The 12783-nt window shown below is 37.6% G+C and carries 11 protein-coding genes, 1 other RNA gene and 1 pseudogene; 9 read left to right on the top strand and 4 right to left on the bottom strand.

All coding sequences use genetic code 11. The annotated features are described in order from the left end of the window. The first annotated feature begins 14 nt into the window (after nucleotides 1–14). From tpiA to ACFOY7_RS17665, 4 genes are all read left to right on the top strand, one after another. The gene (gene tpiA, locus ACFOY7_RS17680; protein WP_390253968.1) at nucleotides 15–773 is read left to right on the top strand and encodes a triose-phosphate isomerase; all 759 of its coding nucleotides are present in this window, start codon (nucleotides 15–17) and stop codon (nucleotides 771–773) included. Further along, nucleotides 770–2311: a 2,3-bisphosphoglycerate-independent phosphoglycerate mutase gene (gene gpmI, locus ACFOY7_RS17675; RefSeq protein WP_390253966.1), complete on the top strand. Its 1542-nt coding sequence runs from the start codon at nucleotides 770–772 to the stop codon at nucleotides 2309–2311. The genes tpiA and gpmI overlap by 4 nt, the downstream gene beginning before the upstream one ends. A 30-nt stretch (nucleotides 2312–2341) precedes the next feature. Continuing rightward, nucleotides 2342–3628, top strand: coding sequence for a phosphopyruvate hydratase (gene eno / locus ACFOY7_RS17670; RefSeq protein WP_390253964.1), 1287 nt, complete (start codon nucleotides 2342–2344; stop codon nucleotides 3626–3628). Nucleotides 3629–4303: 675 nt separating this feature from the next. After that, on the top strand, nucleotides 4304–4612 hold the full coding sequence (locus ACFOY7_RS17665; protein WP_390253963.1) for a rhodanese-like domain-containing protein: 309 nt from the start codon (nucleotides 4304–4306) through the stop codon (nucleotides 4610–4612). 131 nt (nucleotides 4613–4743) lie between these two features. Here ACFOY7_RS17665 and ptsP read toward each other — a convergent pair whose 3' ends face one another. From ptsP to ACFOY7_RS17650, 3 genes are all read right to left on the bottom strand, one after another. Next, complete coding sequence (ptsP, locus tag ACFOY7_RS17660; RefSeq protein WP_390253961.1) at nucleotides 4744–6459, bottom strand: phosphoenolpyruvate--protein phosphotransferase; 1716 nt, start codon at nucleotides 6457–6459, stop codon at nucleotides 4744–4746. 7 nt (nucleotides 6460–6466) lie between these two features. After that, nucleotides 6467–6736 (bottom strand): phosphocarrier protein HPr, encoded by a 270-nt coding sequence (locus ACFOY7_RS17655; protein ID WP_390253959.1) that lies wholly within the window; start codon nucleotides 6734–6736, stop codon nucleotides 6467–6469. 138 nt (nucleotides 6737–6874) lie between these two features. Beyond that, nucleotides 6875–7819, bottom strand: a complete 945-nt coding sequence (locus ACFOY7_RS17650) for an alpha/beta hydrolase (RefSeq protein ID WP_390253957.1) — start codon at nucleotides 7817–7819, stop codon at nucleotides 6875–6877. Nucleotides 7820–7957: 138 nt separating this feature from the next. On the opposite strand from ACFOY7_RS17650, the gene secG reads away from it, so the two are divergent. The 5 genes from secG to ssrA all read left to right on the top strand — a co-directional run bounded on the left by secG (nucleotide 7958) and on the right by ssrA (nucleotide 12510). Next, nucleotides 7958–8188, top strand: a complete 231-nt coding sequence (gene secG / locus ACFOY7_RS17645) for a preprotein translocase subunit SecG (protein ID WP_390253955.1) — start codon at nucleotides 7958–7960, stop codon at nucleotides 8186–8188. A 108-nt stretch (nucleotides 8189–8296) separates the two neighbouring features. Beyond that, the gene (locus tag ACFOY7_RS17640; RefSeq protein ID WP_390253953.1) at nucleotides 8297–9037 is read left to right on the top strand and encodes an alpha/beta hydrolase; all 741 of its coding nucleotides are present in this window, start codon (nucleotides 8297–8299) and stop codon (nucleotides 9035–9037) included. A gap of 45 nt (nucleotides 9038–9082) precedes the next feature. Next, a complete protein-coding gene (gene rnr / locus ACFOY7_RS17635) occupies nucleotides 9083–11356 on the top strand; it encodes a ribonuclease R (protein WP_390253951.1) in 2274 nt (757 codons plus the stop codon). Between the two features lie 201 nt (nucleotides 11357–11557). Further along, a complete protein-coding gene (smpB, locus tag ACFOY7_RS17630) occupies nucleotides 11558–12019 on the top strand; it encodes an SsrA-binding protein SmpB (RefSeq protein WP_390253949.1) in 462 nt (153 codons plus the stop codon). 126 nt (nucleotides 12020–12145) lie between these two features. Beyond that, nucleotides 12146–12510, top strand: a transfer-messenger RNA (tmRNA) gene (gene ssrA / locus ACFOY7_RS17625). 63 nt (nucleotides 12511–12573) lie between these two features. Here ssrA and ACFOY7_RS17620 read toward each other — a convergent pair. Continuing rightward, nucleotides 12574–12774, bottom strand: a pseudogene (locus ACFOY7_RS17620) (tyrosine-type recombinase/integrase); the annotation flags it as partial. Nucleotides 12775–12783: the final 9 nt, after the last annotated feature.

Below are 12783 nucleotides of genomic sequence, written 5' to 3'. Positions count from 1 at the left end.
GGAGAGGTGATAGGATGCGTACAAAAGTAATCGCAGGTAACTGGAAAATGAACAAACTAATAGGTGAAGCTGTACAATTTGTTGAAGAAACAAAAGCAAAAGTACCTTCAAGTGAAAATGTGGAATCAGTAGTTTGTGCACCTTTTCCATACTTACCAACATTAGTAGAAAAAGCAAAAGGAACAGATTTGGCCATTGCAGCACAGAATATGCACTTTGAAGATAATGGTGCGTTTACTGGTGAAGTAAGTCCTAGCATGCTAAAAGACATTGGGGTAACTTATGTAGTCTTAGGTCACTCTGAACGTCGGGAATTATTTGCTGAAACGGATGAGACAGTAAACAAAAAAGCTCATGCTGCATTCGCTCATGGATTAATTCCTATCATTTGTGTTGGTGAGACATTAGAAGAACGTGAAAGCAATGAAACAATGAACGTTGTCGAAAAACAAGTAAAAGCAGCAATTAAAGGTTTATCTGATGAGCAAGTAAAAGCATCTATCATTGCATATGAACCAATTTGGGCAATTGGTACAGGAAAGACTGCAACATCTGAACAAGCAAATGAAGTGTGTACACATATTCGTAAAGTTGTTGCACAAACGGTATCAGATGCAGCTGGTGAAGCTGTTCGTATTCAGTATGGCGGTAGTGTAAAACCGGCAAATGTTGATGAATTACTTGCACAATCCGATATTGATGGTGCACTTGTAGGTGGTGCTAGCTTAGAGGCAGATTCATTCCTGCAATTAGTGGAGGCTGGTGCAAAATGAGCCAAAACAAATTAGCAGCCCTAATCATCTTAGACGGTTATGCAATAAGAGATGAGGTAAAAGGGAATGCAGTAAAGCAAGCAAAAACACCTAATTTTGATCGTTATTGGAATAACTATCCGCACAACCAGTTAACTGCATCTGGTGAAGCTGTCGGACTGCCTGATGGCCAAATGGGTAATTCAGAAGTTGGTCATTTAAATATTGGTGCAGGCCGTATTGTTTATCAAAGTTTAACGCGGGTAAACTTATCAATTAAAGATGGCGACTTCTTTGAAAATAAAGTGATTTTAAATGCAATTGAACATGCTAAAAACAAGGACAAAGCTTTGCATGTGTTTGGCTTGCTGTCAGATGGCGGTGTACATAGCCATATAGACCACATTTTTGCAGTGTTGAAGCTTGCAGCAGATAATGGCTTAAAGAAAGTATATCTGCATGCTTTCTTAGATGGACGAGATGTTGATCAGAAATCTGCCATTGCTTATATCAATCAGACACTTGATAAAATGAAAGAGTATGGTACTGGTGAATTTGCTACAGTTTCCGGACGCTATTACTCTATGGATCGTGACAAACGTTGGGATCGTGTGAAAAAATCATATGATGCAATGGTATACGGCAATGGTCCTAAATATACTGATCCACTCGAAGTTGTGGCAGATTCTTATGAAAAAGAAATTTATGATGAATTTGTGATCCCATCTGTTATTACAGATGAAGATGGTCAGCCAAGAGCAACCATTTCAGACGAAGATTCAGTAATATTCTGTAATTTCCGTCCAGACCGGGCCATTCAAATTTCACGTACATTTGCAAATGAGGACTTCCGCGATTTTGAACGTGGGGATAAAGCACCGAAAAACATCAATTTTGTTTGTTTGACTAACTTCAGTGAAACAGTTGACGGGAATGTTGCTTATGAGCCTGTGAACCTGGATAATACAGTTGGTGAAGTGCTCGCACAAAATAACTTGAAGCAACTAAGAATTGCGGAAACAGAGAAATATCCACATGTTACTTTCTTTATGAGTGGCGGACGTGAACAAGAGTTTCCTGGTGAAAAACGAATTCTTATTGATTCTCCAAAAGTAGCAACATATGATTTAAAACCGGAAATGAGTGCATATGAAGTTACTGATGCATTGCTTGAAGAATTAGATAAGGATGAGCAGAATGCGATTATCTTGAATTTCGCCAACCCTGATATGGTGGGACACTCTGGTATGCTTGAGCCAACAATTAAAGCTATTGAAACAGTTGATGAGTGTTTAGGAAAAGTCGTTGATAAAATCATCGAAAAAGGTGGTCATGCAATTATTACAGCAGACCATGGTAACTCAGATGAAGTTGTTACACTTAACGGAAATCCGATGACAGCACATACTACAAACCCTGTCCCTGTTATCGTAACAAAAGATAATGTGGAGCTGCGTGATGGAGGAATCTTAGCAGATCTTTCACCAACATTATTAGATTTACTAGATGTTGACAAACCAGAAGAAATGACTGGCGAATCATTAATAAAAAATAATTAACTATATTAAAAATAAAGGAGAGTAATAATTATGCCATACATTACAGACGTATATGCACGTGAAGTATTAGATTCTCGTGGTAATCCAACAGTTGAAGTAGAAATCTATACAGAATCAGGAGCATTCGGTACTGCTCTAGTACCAAGTGGTGCTTCTACTGGTGAACATGAAGCAGTAGAATTACGTGACGGAGATAAAGGTCGTTACTTAGGTAAAGGTGTTCAAAAAGCAGTAGAAAACGTAAATGAAGTAATTGCACCAGAATTAATGGGTATTGACGTAACTCGTCAAGTTATCATTGATCAGCTTTTACTTGAACTTGATGGTACAGAAAACAAAGGTAAATTAGGTGCCAATGCTATTCTAGGTGTATCAATGGCAGCAGCACATGCAGCTGCAGATCACTTAGGTGTACCATTATATACTTACTTAGGTGGTTTCAATGCAACTACTCTTCCAACACCAATGATGAACATTTTAAATGGTGGGGAGCATGCGGATAACAACGTAGATATCCAGGAATTTATGATCATGCCTGTAGGTGCTCCATCATTCAAAGAAGCACTTCGTATGGGTGCTGAAATTTTCCACAGCTTGAAGAAAGTATTAAGTGGAAAAGGTTTGAATACTGGTGTAGGTGATGAAGGTGGATTTGCTCCAAACCTTGGATCAAATGAAGAAGCACTTTCTACAATTATTGAAGCAATCGAAGCAGCTGGTTACAAACCAGGCGAGGAAGTAAAACTTGCGATGGACGTAGCATCATCTGAGTTCTACGAAGATGGTAAATACAACCTTAAAGGTGAAGGTGTAGTACGTACATCTGAAGAAATGGTTGCATGGTATGAAGAAATGATCAATAAATACCCAATCATCTCAATTGAAGATGGACTAGATGAAAACGACTGGGAAGGTCACAAACTTCTTACAGACCGCATTGGTGACCGTGTACAATTAGTTGGTGACGACTTATTTGTTACAAACACTAAACGTCTAGCTCAAGGTATCGAGCAAGGTGTAGGTAACTCTATCCTTGTAAAAGTGAACCAGATTGGTACACTTACAGAAACTTTCGAAGCAATTGAAATGGCAAAACGTGCAGGTTACACTGCAGTAATCTCTCACCGCTCTGGTGAAACAGAAGATGCAACAATTGCTGATATCGCAGTGGCAACAAACGCTGGTCAAATCAAAACAGGTGCACCGTCCCGTACAGACCGTGTAGCTAAATACAACCAGTTATTACGTATCGAAGACGCTTTAGCAACATCTGCTAAATATGCAGGTCCAGCTGCGTTCTATAACTTAAATAAATAAGCTTATATAGCCAAAAGATGAACTCTGATAATCAGAGTTCATCTTTTTATATAGATAGCAAGAGATTCAATGAAAGAGCATAAGCAGTATTATGAGCACTGAATTGTTACTCGATTTGCTGCGAAATTCCCGTTCCGTAAATAAACTTCACCTTCCACGGGGGTCTGTCTAGCCTCCTCGCTCGCAAAAACCGCTCTCTAAGGGGTCTCGACTTGGCCGCTGATCCCACAGGGAGTCTACGTTTATTTACTACACTTAAAATCTGTTTTCTATTGGTAATGCTGATATTACAGGAGATAATTTACGTGCCTGCGCTTATAATTATTGTTGCTGGATAAAAAGTATTATGTCCGATCCTCTTATTGGTGCAGGGAATGTTACCAGCTGGGGGAAATAGGAGACTCCTGTGGGAACAGCGCGAGCTGAAGATCCAATTGTTAAAGTGGGCTTCTTTAACAAGTTAGCTGAAGCCGTGCCCACGGAAAGCGACTGTTTCCCCCAGTGGCGCACTAGCACTAACTAAGTTAGTACATTAGTGAAATTGTTAGTGCTCATAATACTGTTTATGTAATTTATTGCTTAAATAATAATAGCCGTTCATAAGATGTTAAGATTGCGTTATTCAGTGATGTACGTGTTATAATGTAGGTGATTAATTTTATGGAGGTAAGTATTATGAAAGAAATACAACCAGCAGAGCTAGCTGAGAAACTGAACAGTGGAGAAAAACTAAACATTATAGATGTAAGAGAAGATGATGAGGTTGCAGCAGGAGTGATTCCAGGAGCTAAACATATTCGATTAGGCGAGATTCCAGAGCGAATGAATGAGTTAGACAAAGACGAGCATTACTATATGGTTTGTCGTTCGGGAGCGCGGAGCGGCCGTGCAACAGAATATTTAGAAGCGAATGGAATAGAAGCAACAAATATGGCTGGCGGTATGTTAGCATGGGAAGAAGATGTAGTAATACCAGGTGAATAATGATTAAACTCCCTAATTAGTAAATATTTGAGACTATTTTATAGAGTCTAGCTGTCATGGGATCGATTAAAAGATATAAAATAAGCTTATCCTTAAAAAAGGATAAGCTTATTTATTTCAGAAAGGATATTTTACTGATTTGTTTTCTCACGAACAAATGCCTCTACATCATCAGCAGTGTTCATGCTTAACAATTGGTCTTTGTAAGACGCCATTTCTTCTTTGGAAAGTCCTTTGATTTGTGTACGAGCAGGCAGAATGGATGTTGCACTCATACTGAATTCATCTAAACCTAATCCTAAAAGAATTGGAATGGCAATGGAATCGCCAGCCATTTCTCCACACATTCCAGCCCATTTGCCTTCAGCATGTGCTGCCTCGATAACATTGTTAACAAGGTTTAAGATTGCAGGGTGGTATGGTTGGTATAAGTAGCTTACACGTTCATTCATACGGTCTGCGGCTAACGTATACTGAATCAAGTCATTTGTTCCAATACTAAAGAAATCGACTTCTTTCGCAAATTGACGAGCAATAACTGCAGTTGATGGAATTTCCACCATAATACCGATTTCAATTGAATCAGAGACTTCCACACCTTCGCCAACTAACTTATCTTTTTCTTCTAGTAAAATTTGTTTCGCTTGACGGAATTCATCTAATGTTGCAATCATTGGGAACATTATTTTTAAGTTTCCGTATGTACTTGCACGGAGAAGTGCACGTAATTGTGTACGGAAAATATCATCACGTTCCAGACATAGACGAATCGCACGAAAACCTAAGAATGGATTCATCTCGTCAGGCAATTCTAAATATGGTAATTCTTTGTCTCCACCAATATCTAGTGTACGAACAACAACAGGTTTGTCACCCATTTGTTCTAATACTGATTTATAGGCATCAAACTGCTCTTCTTCTGTAGGCAGTTCATTTTTCCCCATATAAAGGAATTCGGTACGATAAAGACCAACACCTTCGCCACCATTATTTAATACACCTTGTACATCATCTGGTGTACCAATATTAGCGACTAATTCAACATGGGTTCCATCAGAGGAAACGGTTGGTTCATCTTTTAATTTTGCCCATACTTGTTTCTGTTTCTCAAAATCTTCTTGTTTTTGCTTATATTGAGCAACTTCATCATCTGATGGGTTAATAAGGACTTGTCCATCGATACCATCAATAATAAGAAGATCTCCTTCGTTAACTGCTGTTGTCACTTTTTTCGTACCAACAACAGCTGGGATTTCAAGTGAACGTGCCATAATTGCTGAGTGAGATGTTCTACCACCGATGTTTGTTGTAAAGCCTTTAACAAATTGTTTATTTAATTGAGCTGTATCTGATGGTGTTAAATCTTCTGCAATGACAATAACTTCCTCATCAATTAATGCAGGGTTAGGAAATGATACATTTAGTAAATGTGCCATTACACGTTTCGTTACATCTTTAATATCAGCAGCTCTTTCTCTCATATATTCATTGTCCATGCCTTCGAACATTTGAATAAACATTTGAGCTGTTTCATCTAAGGCAACTTCTGCATTAACGTTTTCCGATTCAATTTTGTCTTTAATCGGGTTAATGAGTTCTGGATCACTTAGTACCAGCAGGTGAGCAGAAAAGATTTCCGCATGCTCATCACCAAGTGATGCTCTTGCATGTTCTTTTATTTTCTCTAACTCTGATTTGGATACTTCGAGTGCGCTTGTTAGTCGTTCCACTTCACTTTTTGTATCTTCTACTGTTTGCTTACTAAAAGAAAGGTCAGGAACTGCTAATTTATATGCTTTCGCTATGGCAATCCCATTTGATGCCGCTATACCTGTTAAATTACTCATGAAAGAATTACTCTCCTAGTCCTTCTGATTTAATGACATCCACAACAGCATCTACAGCTTCTTGCTCGTCAGAACCTTCAGCAATGATTTTGATTTGGGCACCTTGCGGGATACCAAGTGACATAACACCCATGATTGATTTCAAGTTAATTGACTTCCCATTATATTCTAAAGTCATTTCTGAAGAGAAGCTACCTGCTTTATTCACAAGTACTGTCGCTGGACGCGCGTGAACTCCTGTTTCATCTGTGATTGTTACTGTTTTTTCTACTGCCATAATAAAAAAACCTCCTAAGTATATATTTAATTAATGTATTGCTACCTTTTAATTTTACTCTTATTTGGAGTTATTTTTCAACATTACAATTAAAAGTTTTAATTTTTTGTAAAAAATTTTAACAAAGTAGCAACCTCATTATAATGACTGTACGCCGGATTGACAAGGGATTTGTTTGTTGATCCAGTTTATTATATCCTTGTAAGCAATTTGGTTATCCTCATTTATAATTTCATGCCTCATATTTGGATAAATTTTCTTTTCAATTGTTTCTATATTATAAAAGCGATATAATTGCACAACCGCTTCCATCCCTTTACCATAATTAGTAACAGGATCGTCCTCACCTGTAAGTAACAACAAGGGAATTTTCTTGTTAATCTGATTAATGGCTTGTTTTTGCTGGACTTTCTCTATTCCTTCATATAAATCATAGAAGAATTGATTTGTCGGGATGAAACCACAATAAGGGTCATTCATATAATCTTTAACCACTTCATTATTACTGCAAATCCAATCAAAATCTGTTTCTTTTTCAGTTTTCTTATTATATTGCTTAAATGTCATTTTATTAAGGAACTTTCCGGTGGCTGTTTTTCCTTTTATTTTAGAAATAGTCTTAACAAGCATTTTTCCTGCTTTTAGTAATGGCATTGCCTGATAACCTGTCCCAATTAAGATAGCGCCAGACAGGTTGATTTGGTGATGTAACGTTAAATATCTTCTTGCTAAAAATGAACCCATGCTGTGCCCTAACAAAATAATTGGGATATTGGGATATTGTCTTTGGATATATGTAGTAACTTCTATTAAATCTAAAACTGTGCGGTCAAATCCGTTTTCATTGCTAAAAAAACCCATCATATTTTGACGTGCACCTGTTTGACCATGACCGCGGTGATCATTTCCATAAACTGCTATGTTTTGCTTGTTTAAAAATTTCGCTAAATTATTATACCTTTCCACATGTTCTGCCATTCCGTGAGCAATTTGAACAATGGCACGTGGTTTTTCTGTTGGATCCCATATTCTTAAATAGACAGAAGTTTGGTCAGACATTTCCAACCATTTGCTTTTTTTCAACATTAACACCTCTTAAAATATATGATAGCTATATTTTACCATGTTTTTTATTAGAAAATTGTAAAATAACTTGCTAAACCGATCGAAATTGTGCTAAATTGATATTATGTATTTGTACGTCTAGGGGGTGTTTGCCATATGTTAGCAACTGCAATGACTTTGCTAATTATTGATGCAATTGTATTAATCGTATTGGTATTATTTCAATCAGGGAAGAGTGCAGGCTTATCTGGAGCTATTTCAGGTGGAGCTGAGCAATTATTTGGTAAACAAAAAGCAAGAGGTATCGATGCCGTACTGCACAGAGGTACTGTAATTACAGGGGTATTGTTTTTCGTATTAACTTTTGCTATTGCTTACTTGTTATAATTCTCCTGTTTTTAGGAAATGATCATAACAACTATAAGAGCATCCTTTGCGACAATGCGAAGGATGTTCTTTTCAATTATTGCTATTTTCAAAAGGAGTCGAACGGAAATGAAAATGAAACAACCAGAGCCATTTATGTTTAAAGGGGATGAACGAGCGGTATTATTATTACATGGGTTCACTGGCCATTCTGCTGATGTTAGGATGCTTGGCAGATATTTAAACAGTAAAGGTTATACGTGCTTTGCCCCAATTTACCGCGGCCATGGAAAATCACCTGAGGAACTAGTTGAAGCAACTGCAGAAGAGTGGTGGGAAGATGTACAAGCGGCTTATCAGCATTTGCAAGAAGAGGGATATGAAAAAATTGCTGTAGCTGGATTATCACTTGGGGGTGTCTTAGGGTTGCGCCTTGCTTGCAATAATCCTCTTCAAGCAGTTGTAACGATGTGTTCCCCGATGTTTTTCGATAATGAAGAACAGTTAACGATAGGATTCAGAAAATTCGCTAAAGAATATAAACAGTTAGAGAAAAAAGATGAAGCGACGATCGAACAGGAAGTTCATCAATTATTAGACAATTCAAAAGAGTTATTTCAGCAAATCGCCCAGTCAATTGAACGTGTAAAAGAGGATGTTGATATGCTGTATACTCCAACATTTGTTGTTCAGGCAGCCAATGATCAGATGATTAATACAGATAGTGCTAATTACATCTATCAAACGGTTGAATCTGATCAGAAACTAATAAAATGGTATGAAAATGCAGGGCACGCAATCACTTTTAGTAATGCAAAAGATGAGTTACATGAAGATATTGCCGAATTTTTCGCATCACTTGACTGGTAATTTGCCATAATAATAAAGGACATAGAAAGAGAAAGAGGTGATTGGATGGAGCTCCAACAAAAAATACTCGAATTTTTCCAAGAAAATGCGACGAAACCTCTATCTGTTCAGGAGATAGAGGAAAGTTTACAATTGGAAGAAGCAGACCAATTTACAGAGTTGATGAAAGCACTAAATAATTTAGAAGATAGTGGTGAATTAATTCGAACAAAGAAAAACCGTTACGGTCTTCCGGAAAAAATGAATCTTATCAGGGGAAGGATTCAAATGCATGCAAAGGGATTTGCATTTCTTATCCCTGATGATGAGTCGATGGATGATGTTTACATTAATCAATCAGATTTACAGTCAGCAATGAATGGAGATATCGTATTTGTGCGTGTAGACCGCCGTGATGATGACGGTAAACGAGCTGAAGGGGTTGTTGTCCGCATTATCGAAAGACAAATGAAACAAATTGTCGGAACATATGATGATAATGGCGCATTCGGTTTCGTTATAGCTGATGATAAGAGAATTCCGAATGATATCTTTGTACCAAAAGGTCAATCAAAAGGTGCTGTTAGTGGTCACAAGGTCATTGTAGAAATAACAAAATTTCCTGAAGGACGGATGAGCGCAGAAGGGGAAGTTATCCAAATCCTTGGTCACAAGAACGATCCAGGCATGGACATCTTGTCGATCATATATAAGAATGGAATTGCGATTGACTTTCCACAAGAAGTACTTGATCAAGCAGAGAGTGTTCCGGAGCAGATTTCTGAAACAGATTTACAAGATCGACGTGATCTAAGAAATGAAACGATTGTAACAATCGATGGTGCAGATGCGAAAGACTTAGATGATGCTGTTACTGTTTCCAGACTTTCGAACGGAAACTATAAATTAGGGGTATATATTGCAGATGTAACCCACTATGTTAAAGAAAATTCTCCAATTGATAAGGAAGCATTTGAACGTGGGACAAGTGCATACTTAGTTGACAGAGTAATCCCGATGATTCCTCACCGATTATCGAATGGGATATGCTCTCTGAATCCGCATGTCGATCGTTTAGTGCTTGGCTGTGACATGGAAATTAACCAAAAAGGCGAAGTTGTTAACCATGAAATCTTTCAGGCAGTCATCAATACAACCGAGCGGATGACATATAAAGCGGTCAACCAAATATTAGTTGATGAGGATCCGGAACAGAAAGAAAGATACAAGCCACTTGTGCCTATGTTTGAGGAAATGCGTGATTTGGCAGAGGTTTTACGTAATAAACGATTCAGTCGTGGTGCAATTGATTTTGATTTCAAGGAAGCACAAGTATTAGTTGATGAGGATGGAAAAGCGAAAGATGTTGTCATAAGAGAACGCTCTGTCGGTGAGAAGCTAATTGAAGAGTTTATGCTGTGTGCTAATGAAACCATTGCTGAACACTTTCATTGGATGGATGTACCGTTTATTCATCGTATTCACGAAGATCCAGATCCTGCTAAATTGCAAAACTTTTTCGAATTTATCGCAAGGTTTGGTTATGTTGTTAAAGGGACCTCTAATGAGATCCATCCACAGGCATTACAACAAGTATTGGATGAAGTACAAGGAACAGACGAAGACATTATTATATCCAAATTAATGTTACGTTCCATGAAGCAGGCGAAGTATGATCCGCAAAGTATCGGACACTTTGGTTTAGCAACAGAATTTTATACACATTTCACTTCACCAATTAGACGATATCCAGATTTAATTGTTCACAGGCTGATTCGTACGTACTTAATTGAAGGAAAATTAGATGAAAAAACACGAGCACACTGGAAAGAGAAAATGCCTGAAATTGCTCGTCAAGCCTCTATGAAAGAGAGAGCTGCAGTTGATGCAGAACGTGAAGTAGATGATCTGAAAAAAGCAGAATTTATGCAAGACAAGATTGGCGAAGAATTTGAAGGAGTAATCAGTTCTGTTACTAACTTTGGCTTGTTTGTCGAATTGCCGAATACTGTTGAAGGCTTAGTTCATGTCAGCTATTTAACAGACGATTATTATCATTTTGATGAAAGATCTTATTCGATGATTGGGGAACGGACAGGGAATGTTTACCAGGTAGGTGACGCTATAACAATTAAAGTTGCCCAAGTTAACCTTGATGAGCGGGCAGTTGATTTTGAGATTGTTGGAATGAGACCAAGAAAAAACAGAGAGAACAAAGATGGACCAAAAGTGATTAATGCACGGAGAGAAAAAGGTGGTCTGAAGAAGACTGCGAAAAACGCTCAAAAATCTGGTGCAAAAGCGAAAAAGAAAAACGGACGGAAAAAGAAAAGAAAATAGAAGTACTTTAAGTTTCTATTTTGTCTTTTAAAAAGCAGAAGCAGACAAGTGTTAAGTTCAATGAAAATATATGCATTCCCTAATAAAGGAGGGAATGCTAGCTTTTTTAATCTGTCTTTGTTACTAAATTTTTTCCTCTGTTAGCGCAATTGTATGATTTTTGCTACAATATGTGTACGGAACATTTAGGAGGAAATAGTCATGGCAAAAAATGAAGGAAAAGTTATCGCACAAAATCGTAAAGCAAACCACGATTATTTTATAGAGGAAACATATGAGGCAGGGCTTGTCTTGCAAGGTACTGAGATTAAGTCGATTCGTAAAGGTCAGGTTAACTTGAAAGATAGCTTTGCGACAATTAGAAACGGAGAAGTTTATTTAAATAATATGCATATTTCTCCATATGAACAAGGAAATCGTTATAATCATGAACCAACACGTGCAAGGAAATTATTGCTGCACCGCAAACAAATTGATCAATTAATTGGGGAAACAAAACAAGCAGGATATTCATTAGTTCCACTAAAAGTATATATAAAAAATGGTTTTGCGAAAATACTAATTGGTTTAGGTAAAGGGAAGAAAAAATATGATAAACGTGAAGATTTAAAACAGAAGCAAGCAAAACGTGATATGGATCGTGCAATCAAAGATCGCAGTTAACTGGAATTGGAAATCCTGTTTACTTGAAAAATACTAGAAATATGCTATAATAGATTTATCGGTTAGAAACTAACAACTTCATATATAAGAGCTTAGTACTCTTATCCGTATCTTCTTATTTATTAAGGGGACGTTACGGATTCGACAGGGGTAGGTCGAGCTCTGGTTGCGCGTCGAGGTTACGACTCGTAAAACGTTAACGCCAATAATAACTGGCAAAGAAAACAATTACTCTTTAGCAGCTGCCTAAGCACTGACTAAAGGATCCTTCCTGCTATCGCCCATGTGGCAGATTGAAGGGTCTCACTTATTAGTGGGCTACGCTACGATCCTCCGTCTGCGGATTTGTAGAAGAGACTAATCAGACTAGCTGCTAGGGATGCCTGTTGGTAGGCAGAACAGTCAGCGAAACATGAATATACCAACTACACGTGTAGAAGCCTGAGTGCCGATATCCTTGGACGTGGGTTCGATTCCCACCGTCTCCATCAATCGCCTATAAACGTTGATATGACAACGTATTGGATTTGGTGGTAACAAATGTGGTAACATTTTTATTTAAAATGATATATTTGAGCAGGTTTGAAGTCGTCTTCCATGTGAAGTACGGCTTCTTTTTCTGTAATTGGATAAAGGTGACTATATATATTTAACGTTGTCCCTATATCGATATGTCCTAAACGTTGTGCGATAATAGATTGGAATGCATTTCTATTAATCAAGTAACTAGCATGACTATGTCTAAAATCGTGTATATTCTGATT

The sequence above is a fragment of the Gracilibacillus xinjiangensis genome (assembly GCF_042651765.1).
GTDB classification, from domain to species: domain Bacteria; phylum Bacillota; class Bacilli; order Bacillales; family Amphibacillaceae; genus Gracilibacillus; species Gracilibacillus xinjiangensis.
This window is presented reverse-complemented; position numbering and strand designations above follow the sequence as displayed.